This is a genomic window from Pseudomonas sp. Irchel s3b2 (assembly GCF_900187445.1).
Taxonomy (GTDB): Bacteria; Pseudomonadota; Gammaproteobacteria; order Pseudomonadales; family Pseudomonadaceae; genus Aquipseudomonas.
The window spans coordinates 332,763-356,227 of record NZ_FYEB01000003.1; the positions used below are offsets into that span (position 1 = coordinate 332,763).

Annotated in this window: 24 protein-coding genes and 1 pseudogene; all 25 read right to left on the reverse strand. The window is 61.1% G+C overall.

Annotated features, from left to right (window positions below; genetic code table 11):
- Positions 1-27: 27 nt before the first annotated feature.
- The gene (gene ureC / locus CKW20_RS11015; RefSeq protein WP_095052926.1) at positions 28-1,728 is read right to left on the reverse strand and encodes an urease subunit alpha; all 1,701 of its coding nucleotides are present in this window, start codon (positions 1,726-1,728) and stop codon (positions 28-30) included.
- A gap of 126 nt (positions 1,729-1,854) precedes the next feature.
- A complete protein-coding gene (locus tag CKW20_RS11020) occupies positions 1,855-2,163 on the reverse strand; it encodes an urease subunit beta (RefSeq protein ID WP_008011171.1) in 309 nt (102 codons plus the stop codon).
- Positions 2,163-2,696 (reverse strand): GNAT family N-acetyltransferase, encoded by a 534-nt coding sequence (locus CKW20_RS11025; protein WP_050681631.1) that lies wholly within the window; start codon positions 2,694-2,696, stop codon positions 2,163-2,165. The genes CKW20_RS11020 and CKW20_RS11025 overlap by 1 nt, the downstream gene beginning before the upstream one ends.
- 6 nt (positions 2,697-2,702) lie before the next feature.
- Positions 2,703-3,248, reverse strand: coding sequence for a GNAT family N-acetyltransferase (locus CKW20_RS11030; RefSeq protein WP_095052927.1), 546 nt, complete (start codon positions 3,246-3,248; stop codon positions 2,703-2,705).
- Between the two features lie 9 nt (positions 3,249-3,257).
- Positions 3,258-3,560 (reverse strand): urease subunit gamma, encoded by a 303-nt coding sequence (ureA, locus tag CKW20_RS11035; protein WP_007937143.1) that lies wholly within the window; start codon positions 3,558-3,560, stop codon positions 3,258-3,260.
- Positions 3,561-3,705: 145 nt separating this feature from the next.
- Complete coding sequence (locus CKW20_RS11040; RefSeq protein ID WP_095052928.1) at positions 3,706-4,545, reverse strand: urease accessory protein UreD; 840 nt, start codon at positions 4,543-4,545, stop codon at positions 3,706-3,708.
- Between the two features lie 30 nt (positions 4,546-4,575).
- Positions 4,576-5,274: an urea ABC transporter ATP-binding subunit UrtE gene (urtE, locus tag CKW20_RS11045; protein ID WP_007907370.1), complete on the reverse strand. Its 699-nt coding sequence runs from the start codon at positions 5,272-5,274 to the stop codon at positions 4,576-4,578.
- Between the two features lie 61 nt (positions 5,275-5,335).
- Complete coding sequence (gene urtD / locus CKW20_RS11050; RefSeq protein WP_095052929.1) at positions 5,336-6,205, reverse strand: urea ABC transporter ATP-binding protein UrtD; 870 nt, start codon at positions 6,203-6,205, stop codon at positions 5,336-5,338.
- Positions 6,202-7,281 carry an urea ABC transporter permease subunit UrtC gene (urtC, locus tag CKW20_RS11055; RefSeq protein WP_095052930.1) on the reverse strand — a complete coding sequence of 360 codons (1,080 nt, stop codon included), beginning with the start codon at positions 7,279-7,281 and terminating at the stop codon, positions 6,202-6,204. Before urtC ends, urtD begins: the two co-directional genes overlap by 4 nt.
- On the reverse strand, positions 7,281-8,783 hold the full coding sequence (gene urtB, locus CKW20_RS11060; RefSeq protein ID WP_095052931.1) for an urea ABC transporter permease subunit UrtB: 1,503 nt from the start codon (positions 8,781-8,783) through the stop codon (positions 7,281-7,283). Before urtB ends, urtC begins: the two co-directional genes overlap by 1 nt.
- 140 nt (positions 8,784-8,923) lie before the next feature.
- On the reverse strand, positions 8,924-10,189 hold the full coding sequence (urtA, locus tag CKW20_RS11065; RefSeq protein ID WP_007907378.1) for an urea ABC transporter substrate-binding protein: 1,266 nt from the start codon (positions 10,187-10,189) through the stop codon (positions 8,924-8,926).
- A gap of 356 nt (positions 10,190-10,545) precedes the next feature.
- A pseudogene (locus CKW20_RS11070) lies at positions 10,546-10,794 on the reverse strand (DUF6124 family protein); the annotation flags it as partial.
- Between the two features lie 586 nt (positions 10,795-11,380).
- Positions 11,381-12,391, reverse strand: a complete 1,011-nt coding sequence (locus CKW20_RS11075; protein ID WP_095052932.1) for an iron ABC transporter permease — start codon at positions 12,389-12,391, stop codon at positions 11,381-11,383.
- Positions 12,388-13,335 carry an ABC transporter substrate-binding protein gene (locus CKW20_RS11080; protein ID WP_095052933.1) on the reverse strand — a complete coding sequence of 316 codons (948 nt, stop codon included), beginning with the start codon at positions 13,333-13,335 and terminating at the stop codon, positions 12,388-12,390. The genes CKW20_RS11075 and CKW20_RS11080 overlap by 4 nt, the downstream gene beginning before the upstream one ends.
- Positions 13,332-14,120: an ABC transporter ATP-binding protein gene (locus CKW20_RS11085; protein WP_095052934.1), complete on the reverse strand. Its 789-nt coding sequence runs from the start codon at positions 14,118-14,120 to the stop codon at positions 13,332-13,334. The genes CKW20_RS11080 and CKW20_RS11085 overlap by 4 nt, the downstream gene beginning before the upstream one ends.
- Before the next feature lie 198 nt (positions 14,121-14,318).
- On the reverse strand, positions 14,319-15,698 hold the full coding sequence (locus CKW20_RS11090; RefSeq protein ID WP_095052935.1) for a PepSY domain-containing protein: 1,380 nt from the start codon (positions 15,696-15,698) through the stop codon (positions 14,319-14,321).
- 153 nt (positions 15,699-15,851) lie between these two features.
- Positions 15,852-17,849 (reverse strand): TonB-dependent copper receptor, encoded by a 1,998-nt coding sequence (locus CKW20_RS11095; protein WP_371857424.1) that lies wholly within the window; start codon positions 17,847-17,849, stop codon positions 15,852-15,854.
- Between the two features lie 206 nt (positions 17,850-18,055).
- Positions 18,056-18,490, reverse strand: coding sequence for a DUF2946 domain-containing protein (locus CKW20_RS11100; protein WP_095052937.1), 435 nt, complete (start codon positions 18,488-18,490; stop codon positions 18,056-18,058).
- A 21-nt stretch (positions 18,491-18,511) separates the two neighbouring features.
- A complete protein-coding gene (locus CKW20_RS11105) occupies positions 18,512-18,991 on the reverse strand; it encodes a copper chaperone PCu(A)C (protein ID WP_095052938.1) in 480 nt (159 codons plus the stop codon).
- A 48-nt stretch (positions 18,992-19,039) separates the two neighbouring features.
- A complete protein-coding gene (locus CKW20_RS11110; RefSeq protein WP_095052939.1) occupies positions 19,040-19,438 on the reverse strand; it encodes a DUF2946 domain-containing protein in 399 nt (132 codons plus the stop codon).
- A 99-nt stretch (positions 19,439-19,537) separates the two neighbouring features.
- Positions 19,538-19,828 (reverse strand): addiction module antidote protein, encoded by a 291-nt coding sequence (locus CKW20_RS11115; RefSeq protein WP_074873403.1) that lies wholly within the window; start codon positions 19,826-19,828, stop codon positions 19,538-19,540.
- A 3-nt stretch (positions 19,829-19,831) separates the two neighbouring features.
- A complete protein-coding gene (locus CKW20_RS11120) occupies positions 19,832-20,134 on the reverse strand; it encodes a type II toxin-antitoxin system RelE/ParE family toxin (RefSeq protein ID WP_095052940.1) in 303 nt (100 codons plus the stop codon).
- Between the two features lie 194 nt (positions 20,135-20,328).
- On the reverse strand, positions 20,329-21,057 hold the full coding sequence (locus CKW20_RS11125; protein ID WP_095052941.1) for a cobalt-precorrin-6A reductase: 729 nt from the start codon (positions 21,055-21,057) through the stop codon (positions 20,329-20,331).
- The gene (locus tag CKW20_RS11130; RefSeq protein ID WP_095052942.1) at positions 21,054-22,151 is read right to left on the reverse strand and encodes a cobalt-precorrin-5B (C(1))-methyltransferase; all 1,098 of its coding nucleotides are present in this window, start codon (positions 22,149-22,151) and stop codon (positions 21,054-21,056) included. Before CKW20_RS11130 ends, CKW20_RS11125 begins: the two co-directional genes overlap by 4 nt.
- Positions 22,144-23,355, reverse strand: a complete 1,212-nt coding sequence (cbiE, locus tag CKW20_RS11135) for a precorrin-6y C5,15-methyltransferase (decarboxylating) subunit CbiE (RefSeq protein ID WP_095052943.1) — start codon at positions 23,353-23,355, stop codon at positions 22,144-22,146. The genes CKW20_RS11130 and cbiE overlap by 8 nt, the downstream gene beginning before the upstream one ends.
- Between the last annotated feature and the right edge of the window lie 110 nt (positions 23,356-23,465).

Consider the following 23,465-nt stretch of genomic DNA (forward strand, 5'->3'; position numbering starts at 1 on the left):
ACGTTTGACGTTCGGGGCTTTTTTCGTTCAGAACAGAAAGTAGCGCTGGGCCATCGGCAACACGTCCGCCGGCTCGCACCACAGCAACACGCCGTCGGCCTTGACCTGATAAGTCTGCGGATCGACGTCGATGTTCGGCAGGTAATCGTTGTGGATCAGGTCGGTTTTCTGCACCTCGCGACAGCCTTTGACGACGGCGATTTTTTTCTTCAGGCCCAACGCTTCGGGAAGTCCCTCCTCCTGCGCCGCCTGGCTGATAAACGTCAGACTGGTGGCGTGCAGCGAGCCGCCGTAACTGGCGAACATCGGGCGGTAGTGCACCGGTTGCGGCGTCGGGATCGAAGCATTGGCGTCGCCCATCAGGCTGGCCGCAATGGCGCCGCCCTTGAGAATCAACGTCGGTTTGACACCGAAAAACGCCGGGCGCCAGAGCACCAGATCGGCCCATTTACCCACTTCGACCGAGCCCACTTCATGGCTGATGCCGTGGGTGATCGCCGGATTGATGGTGTATTTGGCAATGTAGCGTTTGGCGCGGAAGTTGTCGTTGCCTTCGCCGTCAGCGGGCAGCGGGCCACGCTGCTTTTTCATTTTGTCGGCGGTCTGCCAGGTGCGCGTGATGACTTCGCCGACGCGGCCCATGGCCTGACTGTCGGAGCTGATCATCGAGAACGCGCCGAGGTCGTGGAGGATGTCTTCGGCGGCAATCGTCTCGCGGCGGATACGGCTTTCAGCGAAGGCCACGTCTTCGGCAATGCTCGGGTCCAGGTGGTGGCAGACCATCAGCATGTCGAGGTGTTCGTCGATGGTGTTGCGGGTGAACGGCCGGGTCGGATTGGTGGAACTCGGCAGCACGTTGGCAAAACCACAGGCCTTGATGATGTCCGGGGCGTGGCCGCCACCGGCACCTTCGGTGTGGTAGGTGTGGATGGTGCGGCCCTTGAAGGCGGCGAGGGTGGTTTCGACGAAGCCCGACTCGTTGAGGGTGTCGGTATGGATCGCCACCTGCACGTCGTACTGGTCGGCGACGTTCAGGCAGTTGTCGATGCTCGCTGGCGTGGTGCCCCAGTCCTCATGCAACTTGAGGCCGATGGCGCCGGCCTTGACCTGTTCGATCAACGGCTCCGGCAGGCTGGCGTTGCCCTTGCCGGTGAAGCCGATGTTCATCGGGAAGGCATCGGCGGCCTGGAGCATGCGCGCCAGATGCCATGGCCCGGAGGTGCAGGTGGTGGCATTGGTGCCGGTAGCCGGCCCGGTGCCGCCGCCGATCATGGTGGTGACGCCGCTCATCAGCGCTTCTTCGATCTGTTGCGGGCAGATGAAGTGGATATGGGTGTCGATGCCGCCGGCGGTGAGGATCATGCCCTCACCGGCGATCACTTCAGTGCTGGCGCCGACGGCGATGGTCACGTTGGGCTGGATGTCCGGGTTGCCGGCCTTGCCGATCGCGGCGATGCGCCCGTCCTTGAGGCCGACGTCCGCCTTGACGATGCCCCAGTGGTCGATGATCAGCGCGTTGGTGATCAGCGTGTCGACCACTTCCGCGGCCAGTAACTGGCTCTGGCCCTGGCCATCGCGGATGACTTTGCCGCCGCCGAATTTCACTTCTTCGCCGTAGGTGGTGAAGTCCTGTTCCACTTCGATCCACAGCTCGGTGTCGGCCAGGCGGACCTTGTCACCGACGGTGGGGCCGAACATGTCGGCGTAGGCTTGACGGGAAATCTTCATTGCAGTTCCTTCATTGATCGTTCCCACGCTCTGCGTGGGAATGCCGCCATGGACGCTCTGCGTCCGCCGTTATGTGACGCGGAGCGTCACGGGATGCATTCCCACGCAGAGCGTGGGAACGATCAGTCAGTCGAGGTCGCCCATGATCCGTCCGGCAAAGCCGAACACCCGGCGATGCCCGGCCAGGTCCACCAGCTCAACCTCGCGGCTCTGCCCCGGTTCGAAGCGCACGGCGGTGCCGGCGGGGATGTTCAGGCGCATGCCGCGGCTGGCGGCGCGGTCGAAGGTCAGGGCGTCGTTGGTTTCGAAGAAGTGATAATGCGAGCCGACCTGGATCGGCCGGTCGCCGCTGTTGGCCACCTTCAGGCTGAGGGTGCGGCGGCCGACGTTGAGTTCGATGTCGCCGGGCTGGATCTGGTATTCACCGGGAATCATCAATGGGCTCCTTGGAGAATCTTGTAGTAAAGGGCAGTCGGTTTGTAGCGACCGTTGGGGTCGCAGGCGTAGTCGGGGATTTCGCCGGCGCGGGTGTAGCCCATCGCCTTGTAGAAGTCTTCGGCGGGGGAGCCGGCTTCGGTGTCGAGGTAGAGCATGCCGCGTTTGTGCTGGCGGGCAGCGAGCTCAACGGCATGCATCATCTGTTGGCCCAGGCCGCGACGACGGGCGTGTTCACGCACCAGCAGTTTCTGCACTTCGGCGCGGTTCAGCCCATTGGCTTTCTGGCACAACGTCAATTGCACGCTGGCCTGCACCTGTTCGTCCTTGACCACCACCCACAGCAGCACGTTGCCTTTGTTCAGGTTCTCCTGGACTTCATCGAAATAGGCTCGGGCCTGAGTGGCATCCAGATCCGCCATGAACCCGACGCTGGCGCCATAGCCGACGGCGTCGAGCAGCAAATCAATCAAACCCTGACGATAGTGCGCAAAGCTTTCAACATTGACGCGGCGCAGTTGGGCGGCGTTCATGGGGTATCACTCCTTGTGGGAACCGGGCGGCATGACGCCGGGGTCAAGAATCAGTTGCATGAAGGTCAGGTCCAGCCAGCGGCCGAACTTGGTACCCACCTGCGGCATTTGGCCGGTGACGACGAAACCGGCCCGGTCGTGCAGCCGGATCGAGGCGCCGTTACCGCTTTCGATGGCGGCGACCATCACGTGTTTGTTACAGCCTTTGGCGCGTTCGATCAGCGCTTCCATCAGTTGCGGCCCGAGGCCATTGCCGCGTTGGTCGTTGCGCACGTACACCGAGTGCTCGACCGTGTGGCGGTACCCGTCGAACGGGCGCCAGTCACCGAATGAAGCGTAGCCGAGTACGCTGTTGTCGCCGTCGCCGTCGCCGTCGCCGATCACCAGCACCGGATAACCCTGGGCCTGCCGGGCGCTGAACCAGGCCTGGCGGTTGTCCAGGTCCACGGTCTGTTCGTTCCAGATTGCCGTGGTATTGAGCACCGCGTCGTTGTAGATATCGCGGATCGCCGGCAGATCGGCGAGCAGTGCATCGCGGATGTGGTAAGTCATGGCGCGGCCTCAGGCGATCGGTTGGTGAACGGTGACCAGTTTTGTGCCGTCGGGAAACGTCGCCTCGACCTGGATCTCCGGGATCATTTCCGGGATGCCTTCCATCACTTGTTCGCGGCTGAGCAGGGTGGTGCCGTAATGCATCAGCTCGGCCACGGTCTGGCCGTCACGCGCGCCTTCGAGCAGCGCCGCGGAAATATAGGCCATGGCCTCCGGGTAATTGAGCTTCACGCCGCGAGCCAAACGCCGCTCGGCCACGAGGCCGGCGGTGAAGATCAGCAGCTTGTCTTTTTCGCGTGGGGTCAGGTCCATCGTTTGGAATCCATAGTCGGCAGTTAAAAAGTTCACTCAACTTGTAGGAGCGAGGCTTGCCCGCGAAGGGAGCGCCTCGGTTCAACGGGAAGGCCGCGTTATCGTTCTTCGCGGGCAAGCCTCGCTCCTACAGGGTGGATTGTGTTCAGGTGCTCCATATTCGTGGCGGGGTGGCTTCTCGGCCAAGTAATGCCGGCCTGAGCAATCGCCACAAATCGATCAGCCAACCACGTGCCAACAGCGCTTCACTGGCCAGGCATCGGGCGACTAAAAGCCCCGGCAATTGCGTCAGATCTCCGCGCACGTCATTGGGCAGCGAGCGGCATTTCTCCAGCAATTCGCTATCAATTTCACCCGTCACCAGCAACGTCGCAAACACCGGTTGGCCATCCAGCCCTATCGGCGAATCCAGCAAACCATCATCCCCGACAATGCGCTGGCGCTCGTGCCAGAGCAACTGGCCGTCGCGGCGGATATCCAGGTGCGCCTGAAAATGCCCGAGATCGAAGCGCTCGCCGCTGGCCGGGCGACCCAGCGCCACCACGTCCCAGTAGAACAGCCGCGCACCGCCCTCAAGGTCGATGCTGGTGCTGAGTTCCGCCTGAGCGTCGCTGAAGATAATCGTCTCTTGCGGCAACCACTCCAACGTAGCACCGGCGGCCACGCGCAGGTCGAGTTTCTGATAAGCCGGCCCGGCCGCGCGATACCACTTGGCGGCGCCGGGGCTGGTGATTTGCGCCCAGGCATCCGTGCCGACGCTGGCCGAGATGTCCAGCCGATCACCCCCGGCAATCCCGCCCGGCGGGTGGACGATGATGTGCTGACACACCTCGGGGCCTTCGGCATACAAATGCTTCTGCACTCGCAGCGGGCCTTTGTGGCGGCGCTGCACCGGGCGTGTGCTGTCGCCGAAGCGGGCGTAGCCCAGTTCCAGTTCGGCATGCCAGCTGGGGGTGAACAGCGTGATGGGGGCAGGTAAATTCATAATCTCTAATTATCGTCAGGAGGCTGCAGGTTAGATCGTAACCAGTCCACGGACACCTTCGGCTTCCATATTTTCGCCGCGACCCTGCTGCACGATCTCGCCCCGGGACATCACCAGGTACTGATCGGCCAGTTCGGCGGCGAAATCGTAGAACTGCTCCACCAGCAAAATCGCCATGTCGCCACGCGCCGCAAGCTGCTTGATCACCGCGCCGATTTCCTTGATCACCGACGGCTGAATGCCTTCGGTGGGTTCGTCGAGAATCAGCAACCGTGGACGGCTGGCCAGTGCTCTGCCAATCGCCAACTGCTGTTGCTGACCCCCGGACAAGTCACCGCCACGCCGTTGCTTCATTTGCAGCAGCACCGGGAACAGCTCGTAGATGAACGCCGGGACTTCCTTCGCTTCAGAACCGGGAAACCGCGACAGGCCCATCAGCAGATTTTCTTCCACGGTCAGGCGGCCGAAGATTTCCCGGCCCTGAGGCACGTAAGCGATGCCGGCATGCACCCGTTGGTGCGGCTTGAACGTGGTGATCGGTTTGCCCTCCCAGTTCACCGCGCCTTCCTTGGCCGGCAGCAGCCCCATCAGGCATTTGAGCAGGGTGGTCTTGCCCACGCCATTGCGCCCGAGAAGGCAGGTGACTTCGCCGACCTTCACCTCAAACGTCAGGCCTCGCAGGATGTGGCTACCGCCGTAGTACTGGTGCAGCTTGTCGACTTGCAGCATCTTAAAATCTCTCCAATGATCGTTCCCACGCAGAGCGTGGGAACGATCATGCACATAGGATTCAGCGGCCGAGGTACACCTCGATCACCCGCTCATTGTCCTGCACCTGTTCCAGCGACCCTTCGGCCAGCACGCTGCCCTGATGCAACACGGTGACGTGGTCGGCGATCGAGCCGACGAAGCCCATGTCGTGTTCCACCACCATCAGCGAGTGCTTACCGGCCAGGCTTTTGAACAGCTCGGCGGTGAATTCGGTTTCGGCATCGGTCATGCCCGCCACTGGTTCATCGAGCAGCAGCAGTTGCGGGTCTTGCATCAGCAGCATGCCGATTTCCAGAAACTGCTTCTGACCGTGGGACAACAACCCCGCCGGGCGATTGACCGAGGCGGTCAGGCGAATGGTGTCCAGCACTTCGCTGATGCGATCTTTCTGCTCGCCACTGAGACGAGCCCGCAGGCTGGCCCATACCGACTTGTCGGTTTTCTGCGCCAGCTCCAGGTTTTCGAACACGCTCAAGGCTTCGAACACCGTCGGCTTCTGGAACTTGCGACCGATACCGGCCTGAGCAATCTGCACTTCACTCATCTGCGTCAGATCGAGGGTTTCACCGAACCAGGCCTTGCCGTGACTCGGGCGGGTCTTGCCGGTAATCACGTCCATCAGCGTGGTCTTGCCCGCGCCGTTGGGACCAATGATGCAGCGCAATTCGCCGACGCCGATGTACAGGTTCAGATCGTTCAGCGCCTTGAAGCCATCGAAGCTGACGCTGATGTCTTCCAGGGTCAGGATGGTGCCGTGGCGCGTGTTCAGGCCGGGGCCGGCGCGCTGGCCGAGGCCGATGGCGTCGCGGCTGCTGCCGGCATCCTTGTTGGGCTCTACTGGAAAAAAGGCCGGTTCGAGCATGAATTCCGCCGTTGCTGTGATTCTCATGATTCACCCTTTTTCTTCAGCAGCCCTATCACGCCTTTGGGCAGATACAAGGTCACGACGATGAACAATGCGCCGAGGAAAAACAGCCAGTACTCCGGAAACGCCACGGTGAACCAGCTCTTCATCCCATTGACCACGCCCGCGCCGAGCAGTGGACCGATCAGCGTGCCGCGACCACCCAGCGCCACCCAAACGGCGGCTTCGATGGAGTTGGTCGGCGACATTTCACTCGGGTTGATGATTCCGACTTGCGGCACATACAGCGCCCCAGCCAGGCCACACAACACCGCGCTCAATACCCAGACAAACAACTTGAAACCGCGCGGGTCGTAGCCACAGAACATCAGACGGTTTTCCGCATCGCGCAACGCGGTCAGCACTCGACCGAACTTGCTTTGCGCCAGCCGCCAACCGATGAACAGGCTCGCCACCAGCAACAGCACTGTGGCGAAAAACAACACCACGCGAGTCCCCGGTTCAGTGATGCCAAACCCGAGAATGGTGCGGAAGTTGGTGAAGCCGTTGTTGCCACCAAACCCGGTTTCGTTGCGGAAAAACAGCAGCATCCCGGCGAAGGTCAGGGCCTGGGTCATGATCGAGAAATACACGCCCTTGATCCGCGAACGGAAGGCGAAAAAACCGAACACCAGTGCGAGCAGCCCCGGCGCCAATACCACCAGGCACATGGCCCAGAGGAAGCTGCTGGTGCCGGTCCAGTACCACGGCAGCTCGGTCCACGACAGAAAGGTCATGAACGCCGGCAAGCCGTCGCCTGAAGCCTGGCGCATCAAGTACATGCCCATCGCATAACCGCCCAGGGCGAAGAACAGACCGTGACCCAGTGACAGCAAGCCGGCATACCCCCAGACCAGATCAAGGGCCAGGGCGACGATGGCGTAGCAAAGGATTTTGCCCATCAGCGTCAGCGTATAAGCCGAGACGTGAAACGTGCTGTCCGCCGGCAACAGCGACAGTAGCGGTAATGCCAGCAGCAGAACGAGGATCACCGCGCCAACGGCAATCGTGACTTTGGGGCCGGCTTTTTGTGTTGCGCTAACGAGTAGAGGCTGGTTCATCAGTCGATCACCCGTCCTTTCAGTGCGAAGAGGCCTTGCGGACGTTTCTGGATGAACAGAATGATCAGCGCGAGGATCAGGATTTTGCCCAGCACCGCACCGATCTGCGGTTCGAGAATTTTGTTGGCGATGCCCAGACCGAAGGCGGCCAGCACGCTACCGGCTAGCTGACCGACACCGCCGAGCACCACCACCAGGAACGAATCAATGATGTAGCTCTGACCGAGGTCCGGGCCAACGTTGCCGATCTGGCTGAGGGCTACTCCGCCGAGGCCTGCAATGCCGGAGCCGAGGCCGAAGGCGAGCATGTCGACGCGCCCGGTCGGTACGCCGCAGCAGGCGGCCATGTTGCGATTCTGGGTGACGGCGCGCACGTTCAAACCGAGGCGAGTCTTGTTCAGCAGCAGCCAGGTCAGCACCACCACAAACAAGGCGAACGCGATGATCACGATTCGGTTGTACGGCAGCACCAGGTTCGGCAGCACCTGAATCCCGCCCGACAACCACGTCGGGTTGGCCACTTCAACGTTCTGCGCGCCGAACACCAGCCGCACCAATTGAATCAGCATCAGGCTGATGCCCCAGGTGGCGAGCAGGGTTTCCAATGGGCGACCGTAGAGGTGACGAATCACCGTGCGCTCCAGCGCCATGCCGATCCCGGCGGTGACAAAAAACGCTACAGGTAAGGCGATCAACGGATAGAACTCAATAGCTTGCGGGGCGAAGCGCTGGAACATCAACTGCACCACGTACGTCGAGTAAGCGCCGAGCATCAGCATCTCGCCGTGGGCCATGTTGATCACGCCGAGCAGGCCGAAGGTGATCGCCAATCCGAGGGCCGCCAGTAACAGAATCGAACCGAGGGACATGCCGCTGAAGGCTTGGCCGAGCATCTCGCCGATCAGCAGTTTGCGTTTGACCTGAGCCAGACTGGTTTCGGCGGCGGTGCGCACAGTGGCATCGGCTTCGACGCCGGGTTCAAGCAAACCTTCGAGGCGAGTGCGGGCCAATGGGTCGCCGGTTTCACCGAGCAAACGCACGGCTGCAAGGCGCACGGCCGGGTCGGTATCGACCAGTTGCAGATTGGCCAGCGCCAGGCTCAGGGCGGCGTGAACGGTTTCGTCTTTTTCGCCAGCCAATTGCTGGTCGAGGAATTTCAGCTGCGCGGGTTTGGCGCTTTTCTGCAATTGCTGCGCAGCTGCCAGACGGATTTTGGCGTCGGCGGCGAGCAATTGGTGGCTGGCCAAAGCGGTGTCGATCAGACCTCGGAGACGGTTGTTCAGGCGCAGGGTTTTCGGTTGGCCATCGATGGTCAACTCGCCTTGTTGCAGGGCGTTGATCAGTTCTATACGGACCGGATCGGGCTGCGCGGCCCAGGCTTCGAGAAGTTTTGCTTGTTGCACGGGATTGGCGGCGACGAAGTCTTCGGCGTCGCCGGCGTGGGAGGCCATCGGTAACAGCAGCGCGATGGCGAGGATCAAGCGGTAAAGGGCGGTGGGCATAGCGAGTGTCCTGTATTGATCGTTCCCACGCTCCGCGTGGGAATGCAGCCCGGGACGCTCCGCGTCCCAAAGCGGACGCAGAGCGTCCGTTGAGGCATTCCCACGCGGAGCGTGGGAACGATCAGGCTAAGCGGGGTGAATCAGTTGCTCTTCACCGCATAGTCCGGCTTCTTGTCGTTACCCTGAATGAACGGGCTCCACGGCTGGGCGCGGATCGGCCCTTCGGTCTGCCACACCACGTTGAACTGACCGTCGGCCTGGATCTCGCCGATCATCACTGGTTTGTGCAGGTGGTGGTTGGTCTTGTCCATGGTCAAGGTGTAGCCGGACGGCGCGGCAAAAGTCTGGCCAGCCAGGGCTTCGCGGACTTTGTTGACATCGGTGGACTTGGCTTTCTCGGCTGCTTGCGCCCACATGTGGATGCCGACGTAGGTGGCTTCCATCGGGTCGTTGGTCACCGCTTTGTCGGCGCCCGGCAGGTTGTGTTTCTTGGCGTAGGCTTTCCAGTCGGCGACGAATTTCTTGTTCTGCGGGTTCTCGACCGACTCGAAGTAGTTCCACGCCGCGAGGTTGCCCACCAGCGGTTTGGTGTCGATGCCACGCAGTTCTTCTTCACCCACGGAGAACGCCACGACCGGAACGTCGGTGGCTTTCAGGCCCTGGTTAGCCAGCTCTTTATAGAACGGCACGTTGGAGTCGCCGTTGACCGTGGAGATGACCGCAGTCTTGCCACCGGCGGAGAATTTTTTGATGTTGGCCACGATGGTTTGATAGTCGCTGTGGCCGAACGGGGTGTAGACCTCTTCGATGTCCTTGTCGGCCACACCTTTGGAATGCAGGAACGAACGCAGAATCTTGTTGGTGGTGCGCGGGTAAACGTAGTCGGTGCCCAGCAGGAAGTAGCGCTTGGCGCTGCCGCCTTCTTCGCTCATCAGGTATTCCACCGCCGGAATCGCCTGCTGGTTAGGCGCCGCGCCGGTGTAGAACACGTTCGGCGACATCTCTTCGCCTTCGTATTGCACAGGGTAGAACAGGAGGCCGTTGAGTTCTTCGAACACCGGCAGCACCGATTTACGCGACACCGACGTCCAGCAACCGAACACCACCGCCACCTTGTCCTGAGTCAGCAACTGCCGGCCCTTTTCGGCGAACAACGGCCAGTTCGACGCTGGGTCAACCACCACCGGCTCCAGCATCTTGCCGTTCACGCCACCCTTGGCATTGATTTCGTCGATGGTCATCAACGCCATGTCTTTGAGCGAGGTTTCGGAGATCGCCATGGTGCCGGACAACGAATGCAGAATACCGACCTTGATAGTCTCGGCGGCCTGGACCGTCCAGGCCATGCCCATCGCGGCAATGCTTGCCGATAGTGTGAAAGCCTTGATCAAACTGCGACGCTTCATTGTGCGATCTCCATGAACGTTAAAGTTTTTTATGGTTGGCAGATGCGGACGACTGAAGGGTCTTTAGCAAGGGCTGTGCCCGGTCGGGGAAGGGCAAGGAAATGTCGTATTAGAGCGGTTGCGCGGTGTGGGCAGCGCACCATGAGGGAACGCGATTGGCGTGTTGGTGCGAAGAGGTGCGCCACATTGGGGCGCAGATATTGTCTCGGGTTCATCGTCGTTCACATATTCGGTGTACGACACAAAGCACCTGTAGGAGCGAGGCTTGCCCGCGAAAGCGGTGGGTCAGTCACCGTGATGGTGGATGTGCCGCCGCCTTCGCGAGCAAGCCCGCTCCCACATTGTTTGCGGTGTGTCTACGCCGGATCGACGGTATCCAGCGCCCGATTCACCGCCAGCTCTGCCAGCATGATGACCTGTTGGATCGCCAATGCCGTGTGGCGCTGCGGGCCGATCAGGTTGTTGGCGAAATCGCTGGCCAGAACACTCGCTGAGGCCAACGATTCGTAGGCGTGGGCCAGGAGGCTTTCGGTGTCGGCACCCGGGGCGACGATGAACATGGTGCTGGGGCGGCGGGTTTTTTCGGTGTATTGCGGCGGGGGATCGGGTACTGATTTCTTCATTTAAGTTCTCTGTCCATGCAGGGGCCCTCACTTGCCGTTTCTCACACGGAAAGTGGTGGCAGCTATGTGCAGGGTGAGAAAACCGGGAACAGAGAACCGGCCGGACCGAAGTCCGCCCGCACACAGCCGCCATAGAGCATTGCAGGCAGCGAATAGCTGGCGGCAATTATGGTGATACTGGCGGTAGATTCATACATCTCTGTTACCGGGTTCTCACACCCGATCGCTGAGTGTTCAGCGACAGCCCAAGACTAGAGGGCTCGCGTCCGACGAACAACCTGAAAAAGGCGTGGGAAAGTTCCGTGTTTTGACACATCCGTTAAACATTCAAAAGCGCAACGCGGAGCGTCCCGGGCGGCATTCCCACGCGGGAGCGTGGGAACGATCAATCCCGCGTCTGACACCGAATTCCGTCTGACACGGATTACCGTAGGAGCTGTCGAGTGAAACGAGGCTGCGATCTTTTGATCTTGATTTTTTAAGATCAAAAGATCGCAGCCTCGTTTCACTCGACAGCTCCTACAGTCCACAGTCCTACAGGGGCCTGTGTGCATCCGGAGAAAAGAGGTCAGCGGCGGCGCATCAGGCCGATGAAGAACAATCCGCCAATCGCCGCAGTGGCGACGCCGATGGGTAAGTCTTCCGGGGCGATCAGGGTGCGTGCGGCCACGTCGACCCAGACGAGAAACAGGCTGCCCAACAAGACGCACACCGGCAGCAGTCGCCGGTGTTCAGCCCCGACCAACCGCCGCGCAATGTGCGGCACCATCAAACCGACAAAACCGATAGACCCGCTGATCGACACCAACACCCCTGTCATCAATGATGCAATCAAAAACACCCGCAGCCGCACGGTGCGAGCATTCAGCCCGAGAGTCACGGCAGTCTGCTCACCCGCCATCAACGCATTCAACGGCCGAGCCATCCCCAGCAACAACACCAACCCGAGTAACACACTGGCCGCAGGCACCGTGAGCAATTCCCAACGCGCCAACCCGAGCCCGCCGAGCATCCAGAACATCACCGCAGAACTGGCGCGGTGATCGCCAAGAAACAGCAGCAAATTGGCGATCGCCATCATCACGAACGACACCGCCACGCCGCACAACAGCAGCCGATCACTGTCCAGTCGCCCATGACGATTGGCGATCATCAGCACGATCAACATGCTCAACAACGCGCCAATAAATGCCGCAATTGGCAAGGTCAGCAACCCGACAATCTCACCGACATGCAGCACCACAATCACCGCGCCGAGGGTCGCGCCGGAGGTCACGCCCAACAGGTGCGGATCAGCCAACGGATTGCGCGTCACCGCTTGCAGCACCGCGCCAATCAACGCCAGACCGGCGCCTACCAGCGCGCCGAGCAACATGCGCGGCACGCGGATCAGCCAGACGATGTGTTCCTGGCCGGCAGTCCAGTCCGGAACACCGAACCCAAAAATCTTGTAAAGCAATATTCGCCACACCACCTCCACTGGCACCCGCGCCGGACCGAAGCCCAGCGACACCACAAACGACATCAGCAACAGCGCGCCGAGGGTGATCAGCAACAAGGCATAGCGACGATCGATCATTCGCCGTGGAAACCCTTGGCCAGGGTTTCGACCGCCAGCACGTTGTCGATCCCGGGCGTGGCCTGCACATAAGGAATGACGATGAAGCGCTGGTTCTTGATCGCGTCCACCGACTGCAGGGCCTGGTTGTTCAGCAGGAATTGCTCCTTCTGCTCAGCGGTGACTTCGCCGTAATCGACGATCACGATCACCTGCGGATTACGCTCAACCACGTTCTCCCAATTTACCCGCGTCCAGCTCGCCTCGACGTCGTCGAGAATGTTGCGCCCACCGGCAGCGTCGATCAGCGCCTGAGGCATGCCGAGACGACCGGAAGTCATGGCCCGGTCCTCACCGCTGTCGTAGAGAAACACCCGAGGTTTGTCCGTCGGCAGAGCCTTGCGGATGTCGGCGACTTGCGCCTGCATCTCGGCGATCACGGTGTTGGCGCGGTCCTGCACGTCGAAGATTTTCCCGAGGTTGCGCAGGTCGTTGTAAGTGTCTTCCAGACTGGCGGGCGGGCGCTTCATGACGAAGGCGCAGGACTCGGTGAGTTCGTAGACGTTGATGCCCAGCGGTTGCAGGGTTTGCGGCGTGAGATCACCGCCAACGCGCATACCGTAATCCCAACCGGCGAAGAAGAAATCGACGTTGGCGTTGAGCAGGGTTTCCACCGACGGGTACTTGGCCGCCAGCTCCGGCAAGCCGTCTAGGATGGCCTGCATCTCGGGCGTCACCGACTTCCAGCCCGTCACGCCGCTATACCCCGCCATCCTTGGTTTGAGGCCGAGGGCGAGCATCATCTGGGTCATGTTGATGTCGTGGCTGACCGCGTGTTTCGGTGCTTGCTTGAAAGTCACTTCGCGGTTGCAGCTCTGGACTGTCAGCGGGTAATGGGTGGCCTCGGCCAATGCTTGGGCACTGCCCAGCAACAGCGCGAGGCAAAGCAGGGAACGCAAAGTCATGGTTGGGTTATCCAGGTGATTCGTGGGTAGCCGTGCAAGGGGTGGTCATCGATCAGGGCGTCGACGCCGAACACGTTGTGCAGCAGTTGTGTGGTCAGGACTTCTTTGGGTGGGCCGCTGGCCACGATGCGCCCGTGATTGATCACGTACAGCCGATCGCAGAAAGCTGCCGCCAGATTGAGGTCGTGGATACTCGCCAGTGTGCCGATCTGCAGACGCTTGACCAGTTGCAACAGCTCCAGCTGATAGCGCGGGTCGAGGTGATTGGTCGGCTCGTCGAGGATCAGCAATTGTGGCTGCTGAGCCAAGGCGCGGGCGAGGATTACGCGCTGCTTTTCACCGCCGGAAAGGGTGGCGAAGGCGTGGTCTTCGAACCCCTTGAGGCCGACCGATTCGAGGGCGTGGGTCGCGAGTTTTCGGTCTTCAAGGGTGTCGCCATCAAACAGGCCTTTGTGCGGCGTGCGTCCCATGGCGACCACTTCCTCGACGGTCAGGCCGAAGGCGTCGGGGAACTCCTGCAACACCACCGCGATGCGTTGCGCGCACCAGCGTGAGGATTGCTTCCAGACGTTGTGGTGGTCGAGTTTGACCTCACCGCTTTCCGGTTTGCTGAAACGATAGGCGCAACGCAACAGGCTGGTTTTGCCGCTGCCGTTGGGACCGATCAAACCGACGAACTCACCGGCGGCCACGTGCAAGGATGCGTCACGCAGCTGGAACTGGTGATGGCAATGGCCGTGGCCCAGGGGTGTCCAGGCGAGGTTCGTGAGGTTCAGCGAGGTCATGCAGTTCTCTTGGGGTTTTTGGTGTTGCTGATGACGCCTTCGCGGGCAAGCCTCGCTCCTACAGGGTTTGTGTCGTACGCAATATTCGTGATCGACATAAACCTTGTAGGAGCGAGGCTTGCCCGCGAAGAGGCCCTATGCTTCAGAGATAATCGCCAGAAGTCTATAGATCCCTCTAAAACACGCATCTCACCTGCTTCATGATGAAGCTGAAGTGGATTCAGTTTGCCGGCTCAAGCGCGACAGCAGCACCCGATCCAATACCCACACCACCACCAGCGAAGCCCCCACCAACGGAAACATCACCGCCAGCCCGAACATGATGACCATCGCGGTTTTCCATTTCGGCAGGTCGTGACGCAACGGCGGTACACCGAACTTGCCCTGTGGCCGGCGCTTCCACCAGATCACTACGCCGCTGACGGCGCTGAGCAAAATCATCAGGCAGATCAGCAGTACGATGATCTGATTGAACGGGCCGAACATCTTGCCTTCGTGCAGCATCACGCCGACTTCCGTGGCCCGGGCGACGTTGCTGTAATGCTGCCAGCGCACGTCGGCGAGGACGTCGCCGGTGTACTGGTCGACATGCAAGGTGGCGTCGTTGCGCGGGTCGTCGGCGAACACGGCGATGGTGAACACGCCGGTGGCTGTGGTGGGGACGGTGATGCTGTAGCCGGGCTCGACCTTGCGCTGCACGGCGATGTTTTGCACGTCTTGCAGGCTGATGGTTGGCGCTGCCGGACCCGCTTGCGTGCTGGCGTGAGCCATGTGTTCGGCGTGGTCGCCGGACATCGGCATCGGCGTGTTTTCCATGGCCCACGGCACGGTCTGGCGCGTGGCGCTGTTGAGGCTGCGGGCCTCGACGTCGGACTTCGGCACGTCGTTCCACATGGCTACCGGGAAGCGGTTCCAGAGGTCGGCGTATTGCTTGCCCCAGAACCCGGTCCAGGTCATGCCGCTGAGCAGCATCACCAGCAGCAATGCCGCGCCCCAGAACCCGGTCACCGCGTGCAGGTCACGCCAGAGCACTCGGCCACGACTGTTCAAGCGTGGCCAGAGAATCCCGGCGGACTGGCTGCGCGGCCACCATAAAAATACCCCTGAGACCACCAGCACGACGCCCCAACCAGCGGCCAGTTCCACCAGTCGATCACCGACGGTGCCGATCATCAACTCGCCGTGAATCGAGCGCGAAATCGCTTGCAGATTCTTCTTCGCGTCTTGCTCGCCAAGGATGTCGCCGTGATACGGATCGATGAACACGTTCAGTTCATGACCTTCATTGATGACGACAAATTGCGCACTGCGTTCGGCATTGGCCGGCGGCAGGTACTGTTTGATCTGGCCTTGGGGGTACGCCTCTTTTACCCGCTTGAGCAGGTCATCGGCGGAAACTTTGTGATGACCAGCAGGGACGTTCAGCAGGCTGCCGTACATCAATGGATCGAGTTGCGGTTTGAACAGGTAGATGATGCCGGTCAGGGCCAGCATCACCATGAATGGCGCGACGAACAGGCCGGCATAGAAATGCCAGCGCCAGGCCAGGTTGTAGAAATTCGGTTTGGGGTGTTTCATTTGTGTGCTCCGCTAGGCTTGGGTCTTTTGTTGTTGTCTGGTGACTGCTGCGCAGTCGTTCGCGGGCAAGCCTCGCTCCTACGGGATTTATGTCGATCACAAATATTGCGTACGACACAAAACCTGTAGGAGCGAGGCTTGCCCGCGAAGCTCTTAAAAGCTCATATCCACCTTGGTCCAGAGCGTGCGCCCCGGTTCGTTGATGGCTTGCGGATCATTGGCCGGGAAGCCGAAACCGGCGTTGCCCGCCAGGTTCAAGTGTTCGGCGTAAGCCTTGCCGAACAAATTGTCGACGCCGCTGCTGACCTTCCAGTTCTTGTTGATCCGATACGCGCCGTTGAGTGAGAACACGCCAAAGCCCGAGCTCGTATCGAAGTCTTTGCCGACCACGTTGCCCTTGTTCTGGTCGATGCGGTTTTGCGCCGCAACCACCCGCCACAAGGCGCCGGCACTCCAGTTGTCTTCGCTGTAGGTCAGGCCGAAACGCGCATCCAGCGGTGGCATCTGCGGCAGCGCGCTGTCGTCGCTGCTGTTCTTGCCCCAGGCGTAGGCCAGGGTCGCGTCGGCTTTCCAGTTTGCCGTCAGCTTGTAGGCCGCACCGAGTTCGCCGCCCATGATTCGCGCGTCGATGTTCTCGGCTTGCGAGGTCATGCCCATCATCCCCGGCGTGTAGTTGAACAGGATGTAGTCACGCACCTGTCCGACGTAACCCGAGGCCCAGGCTTCGAGGTCTTCAGTCTTGTATTGCAGGCCAAAGTCGAGCTGGGTGGTTTTCTCCGGCTTGATCGAGTCGAAGGCATTCACCGAACCGGCGGGGCCGGACTTGGGCGAGAACAGCTCCCAGTAATCCGGGAAACGCTGGGCGTGACCGAGGCCCGCATACAGCGTGGTCGGGCTGTCGGCCAGGTCATGCTCGTAACGGACGAAACCGCTGGGCAAGGTGTCGGCGCGGGTGTCGTCGGCCGTCGGGTTCGGGCGGGCCATCATCCCGGAGCCGAGGGTTTGCCGATAATCCTTGGCCGACGCACGGTCCAGGCGTGCACCGGTGATCAACCGATCACGGTCGGCGACGTACCAGGTCAGTTCGCTGAACACGCCATAGTTATGGAAGTCGGCGTCCTTGTTACGTGGCACATCCTTGTAAGCATCGACGCCCATGGCGCTGCGTTGGCGGTGTTCGTTGGTCTGTGCATCCAGGCCACTGATCAACTGCACATCGGCCCAGCGCCAGGTGGCTTTGATTCGTGCGCCGAGGGTTCGGCGATCGACGTTGGAGGCCATGGGGCCGGCCATCATGCCGGTGCCTGACGGTGTGCGCAGGGTGTAGTTGTCCATCACGTGGTCGGCGTAGTTGTAGTAGACCTGCGCTTCGACCTTATCCAGCACCTCACCGATGTTCGACTGCTCGAAACGCAGGCCAAGGCTTTCGCGCAAGAACTGCGAACCGTCCATGCTACGCCCGGCGTAACGGGCTTCGCCGTCACCCTTGCCGGCGGTCAGTTCCAGCAGCGTGTCGGCGCTCGGGGTCCAGCCGACAGCGACGTCGCCGTTCCACTTGTCATAGCGCGAGGGCACGGTGTCGTTGTTGCCGTCCTTGTAGTCGTCGGAATGCGCGGTGTTGCCGATCACTCGCACGTAACCCCGTGGCCCACCAGCAGCGGCGTCCACCACTTTGTCGAAACGGCCGTTGGAACCAGCCAGTACGCTGGCGTCCACCCGGGTGCCGAGTTCGCCGAAGCTTTCCGGTTCCCGGTCGAACAGGACGGTGCCGGCCGATGCGCCGGGGCCCCAAAGCACGGTTTGCGGGCCTTTGATGACGGTGAGTTTGTCGTAGGTTTCCGGTGAAATGTACGAGGTCGGTGCGTCCATGCGGCCGGGGCAGGCGCCGAGCATCATGCTGCCGTTGGTGAGGATATTCAGTCGCGAGCCGAACATGCCGCGCAGCACCGGATCGCCGTTGGTGCCGCCGTTGCGCACCAGCGCGAAACCGGGGATGGTCTTCAGATAATCGCCACCGTCGCTGGCCGGCACCGGTTGGCGCGGGTCCTTGGGGTTGGTGACGATGGTCAGTGGCGAGCTCGGCGCAATGGCGGTGATCACCGTCGGGCTCAGTTCTTCGGTGTGGTCGGCGTGTTCATCGGCCAGCACCATCGGTGTCAGCAGCAAGCCGCAAAGAACGGCGGTGGCGTGCCTGAAACGAACGCGGGGTTCGTTCAGGGCAAAAGAAGCCTGGGCAGCGCCCAAACGTGTGTCAGCAGAAAACCTGGACATGACAATTTCCATCGAACAGTCGTAAACGACACGGCCGGCAGCCTGCGGCTGTCTTCTAAACCGTGTGAGATCGGAGGTGGGGGTGTTTACGCGACGATGGGCGGAGCGCGGGTGCGGGCACCGGGGAAGAAGGTTTGCCGGGCGTGGCCCAGGCGGGTAGCGGGAGTGCTGAAAGTGGTTGTCTGTGGGCTGTCGAAGGCGACGAAGGACTGACCGCCAGTGAGCGCCGGGCAATTGAACAGCAGGCTGCAATAGCCGCATTTTTCCCAGAGTGCGTGATGGTCGGCTTTGGGTGGGCAGTGCTCGGCGACGGGTTGCGCGCCGTGGTCGGCGTGCCCCATCGTCGACATGTCCGTGCCCATGTTCATCGACATGCTCGCAGACATAGCCGCGCGCGAATCCATCGGCATCGACTGAGAAATCAGCGGACCGATAAAAATCATCAGCATGGCGAACAGGCTGATCCAGCTGCCGCGCGTCAGGCTCAATGACTGACGGCGGGACACGGACGGCCTACGCATGGGCGTTTTCAACGTGGGCGATTAATGGGCGTGCATGTGCTCTTGCATGCCGTCCGGCGCCTTTTTCTGCACCGCGACGTCGACCGTCACATCGCCGGCCTTCTCGAAATGCATTGTCAGCGGGAAGCGCTTGCCGTCACTCAACAGGCTGCGGTCTTTGAGCTCCAGCAGCATCACGTGATACGCCATCGGTGCAAACGTGGCTTCGCCGCCCGCCGGAATCTCGACGCTGGGCACTTGCTGCATTTTCATCAAATCGTTTTGCTTCACGTGCTCGTGCAACTCGGCCTTTCCTGAAATTGGCGAGTCGACGCTCAGCAGTCGGTCGGCGGTTTTGCCGCTGTTGTGAATCACGAAATACGCCGCGACGGTCGGCGCGTTGGGCGGTAACTCTTGCGACCACGGATGGGCGATCTCAAGCTCGCCAGCGTTGTATTCGTGGGCATTGGCAAAACAGGCAGGCAGCAGCAATACAGCCAGAACGATGAGTTTGTTCAACATGGCAGTTCTCCAGAACGATTCAAAACGCAGGTCAATTGCGAGAAGGAATCAAACCAGAGGGGACGCGCGGGGGTTGAGACTCGGCCATTGCTGGCGCGGTGTCGGTGTGTCGAGGGTGGCAGACGGCAGGCTTCGATTGGCCTCGAAACGCGCGAAATACAATTGCGGAGCATGCCCCGGCAACGCCACTAACGGCGCAGAACCCGAGCAACACCAGCAATGCTGCATGTTGGAATGATCGTCGCTCTGCGGAGCTTTCTGCCCAATGTCGCCCAGGGAAATCGCCACCAGCTTGGTGCCGTTGGAAGAGCAGAAACTGCCCCACAACAATTGCTCTGCAGGCGATTTCGCCGTCTGCGCCATCGCTCCGGACATCGGCATGGCGAGCATGTTGAACAGCACTGCAAAGCAGGCGATCCAGGCAAATGCGAGCCGTTGTCGGGACATGAGGGCAGATCCGGTTGAATGGGCAATCAGGCGCGGCTATTTAGCCTGATCAGGGGCGATAAGTAAAAAGGCCGCGTGCGGTGTGGTGTCGCAGTGCAATCAGAGAGCGCTGGCATGCAGCCGCAGGCCTAATGCTTTCATCACTTTCATGATAGTCGCGAATTCCGGGTTGCCAGTGCTGCCCAATGCTTTGTAGAGACTCTCGCGACCCAGCCCGGCATCACGGGCAATCTGTGTCATGCCTTTTGCACGAGCTATGTCGTTGAGTGCGGCACGTATGAGAACTCCGTCACCTGCATCTTCTTCAAAGCAGGCGTCCAGGTAAGCCGCCATTTCTTCTGGTGTTTTGAGAAATTCGGCGGCGTCGAATCGGGTGAATTGTTCGGCCATGACTTACTCCTCATTACCGATGTTTTGCGCCATTTGAAGAGCGCGTTTGATATCTCGCTTTTGAGTCGACTTGTCACCGCCCACCAGCAGCAGATAGACCACTGCCCCTCGACGAGTGAAATACATCCTGTAGCCGGGGCCGTAATGAACACGCATTTCATAAACAGCCTCGCCTACGGGTTCGCAATCACCGAAATTACCGTGTTCGGCAGCTCGGAGCCTGGCGATAATGCGAGCTTTACCGATGATGTCTCTCAGTGAGTCGAGCCAATCGGCAAACGCACGAGATCGTTCGAAGTCGATCATGTCGGATCGTATTCCTTGGGATACAACTTGGCAAGCCACACTTTTCTCGGCCCAATGGGGGGCCTTACCCATGGGTGGCATGGGTGGTGTTGCTAGCTAGGATCAGGGGAATCGAATATAGAGTTGAAGCGCTTGCCGGGAACAGTCGGCCCTCTCCTGGAAAGTTGTCGGCAAAGTCGCAAGGTCGGGCAGGTTCAGGAAATGTCTGACGCTGACAAAGCTAGCAGGACTTCATCCACCGCCCCAAACTCCCGCTCAACCCCCGGCAACACCGGCCGCTTCAACACCAGCACCGGCACTCCACGCTCCCGTGCCACTTCCAGTTTCGGTTCGGTGGCGGTGCTGCCGCTGTTCTTGCTGATCAGCACGTCAATCTGCCGACGCTCGAACAACTCGCGTTCACCCTCGATCAGAAACGGCCCACGCGCGCCGATCACTTCGCAACGCTCATTCCCGGGATAAACGTCCAGCGCACGCAACGTCCAGAATTGCTCCGGCGGGATTTCGTGCAGGTGCTGCAGCGGTTCGCGGCCGAGGGTGAACAGCGGTCGCCGGAAGGGTTTGAGGGCTTCGATCAGTTCGGCCCAGTCGCTGACTTCTCGCCAGTCATCTCCGGCTTGTGGTTGCCAGGCCGGACGCCGCAACGCCCAGCACGCAATGCCGCTCAACTTCGCGGCGGTAGCGGCGTTCTGGCTGATTTGCGCTGCGTAGGGATGGGTCGCATCCAGCAGCAGGTCAATGCCTTCCTCCCGGATGAATTGCGCCAGACCTTCAGCGCCGCCATAGCCGCCAACCCGAATCTGGCAGTTCAGATCCGTCGGTACGCGACCGACACCGGCCAGGCTGTAGATGTGTTCCGGTCCCAGGGTTCGGGCGATGGCCAATGCTTCAGTGACGCCGCCGAGCAACAACACGCGCTTCATTGAAAAACTCCTGCATGACCGACAATCCCGCCCTGGCGATCGATGGCGAACACTTCGACCTGAACCTGCGCCGGCACCACACTGCGGGCAAAGTCCAGAGCGTGCTGACACACCGCGTCGCCGAGAGCGATCCCGGCAGCGCTGGCCATCGCCAACGCCTGCTGACTGGTATTGGCTTCGCGGATCGCCTGTTGCAACGCCTCATCGGCGCCGACCGCCGCGGCCCATTCGGCCAATTGCGGCAGGTCGATGCTTGAATGCCGACTGTGCAAATCCATGTGCCCGGCCGCCAGTTTGCTGATCTTGCCAAAGCCGCCGCACAGGCTGAGTTTATCCACAGGCACTTTGCGCAAATGTTTGAGCACCGCGCCGACGAAGTCGCCCATTTCGATCAGGGCGATTTCCGGCAAGTCGTAGACTCGGCGCATGGTGTCTTCGCTGGCGTTGCCGGTGCACGCGGCGATGTGCAGGTAACCGTTGGTTTTGGCGACGTCGATGCCTTGATGGATCGAGGCGATGTAGGCCGCGCAGGAGAATGGCCGGACGATGCCGCTGGTGCCGAGGATCGACAAGCCGCCGAGAATCCCCAGTCGCGGGTTCATGGTTTTCAGCGCCAGGGCTTCGCCGTCCTCGACGTTCACCGTGACCTCGAAGCCGCCCGGGTAATCCAGCTCCTCGGCCAGCAGCGTCAGGTGCTCGCTGATCATTTTGCGCGGCACCGGGTTGATTGCCGGCTCGCCGACGTTCAGCACCAGCCCGGGTCGGGTGACGGTGCCCACGCCACGGCCGGCGCTGAAGCGAATGCCCGGCTCGCTGTGCAGGCGCACCTGGGAAAAGAGCAGGGCGCCGTGGGTCACGTCCGGGTCGTCGCCGGCGTCCTTGATCGTTCCGGCTTCGGCGCCGTCGTTCATCAACCGACAGAATTCCAGGCGCATCTGCACTCGTTTGCCTTTGGGCAGAATGATCTCGACGGCGTCTGCTTCCACGCCACTGAGCAGCAGGCGTGCCGCCGCGAGGCTGGTGGCGGTGGCGCAGCTGCCAGTGGTCAGGCCGCTGCGCAGCGGTGCGGGTTGTTCGGCGGTTTCGTCACGCATCGAGGGGTTTCGTCACGTCCAGCAAGGTAATCGGCAGCGCCTGACGCCAGGTGTCGAACTCGCCCAGCGGTTGCGCCTGAGCGACATGAATTCGGGTCAGTTCACCGCCATGCCGTTCGCGCCAGGCCATCAGGGTCACTTCGCTTTGCAGTGTGACGGCGTTGGCGATCAGTCTGCCGCCGGGTTTGAGTTGCGCCCAGCATGTATCGAGCACGCCTTCGCGGGTGACGCCGCCACCGATGAAAATTGCGTCCGGACGTTCTAGCCCATCCAAGGCTTGCGGCGCGCTGCCGCGAATCAATTGCAGACCGGGGACGCCCAAGGCATCGCGGTTGTGTTCAATCAATAACTGCCGTCCTTCATCCGCTTCGATGGCCAGCGCCCGGCAGCTCGGGTGAGCGCGCATCCATTCAATGCCGATCGAACCGCTGCCGGCGCCGACGTCCCACAGCAGTTCGCCGGGAACCGGGGCGAGGCGTGCAAGGGTGATGGCGCGCACATCGCGCTTGGTCAGTTGGCCGTCGTGCTTGAAGGCAGAGTCTGGCAACCCGGCGAGGCGTGACAGGCGCGGCGTGTTCGGTTCAGCGATGCATTCGATGGCGATCAGGTTCAGGTCGGCGATCAGCGGCTCGCTCCAGTCATTGGCGACACCCTCGATACGTCGTTCGGCTTCGCCGCCCAGATGTTCCAGCACGGTGAGGCGACTCGGCCCGAAACCGCGCTCACGCAGCAACGCTGCGATGGCCGACGGGCTCTGGCCGTCGTTGCTCAACACCAGCAAGCGCACACCACTGACCAAATGAGCGTTGAGCGCGGCGAGGGGGCGGGCGACTACTGAAAGCGTCACCACGTCCTGCAACGGCCAGACCATTCGCGCTGCCGCGAGGGAGCAAGAAGAGGGCGCCGGCAGAATTAGCATCTGCTCGGCGGGCACTTGCCGCGCAAGGCTGGCACCGACACCAAAGAACATAGGGTCGCCGCTGGCCAGCACACAAACCGGCTCGCCACGCAGTGCCAGCAATGGTTCAAGGGAAAACGGACTTGGCCACAATTGCCGCTCGCCGCGAATGCACACGGGCAACAAATCCAGTTGCCGCTGGCCGCCGAAGATCCGCGAGGCGCCCAGCAGGGCGCGACGGGCATTCTTGCCCAGGCCCTTGAAGCCGTCTTCACCGATACCTACTACTGTCAGCCAGGGTGACATCTGCCGTCCTCAAAAAAAGTCCTCAAACGGACTGTTCCGACGGGCAGGCTTTTCATGCCGTCGGACAAAGCAGGCATAATACCGCGCCTTCGCCCGCGAAGCGCCTTTCC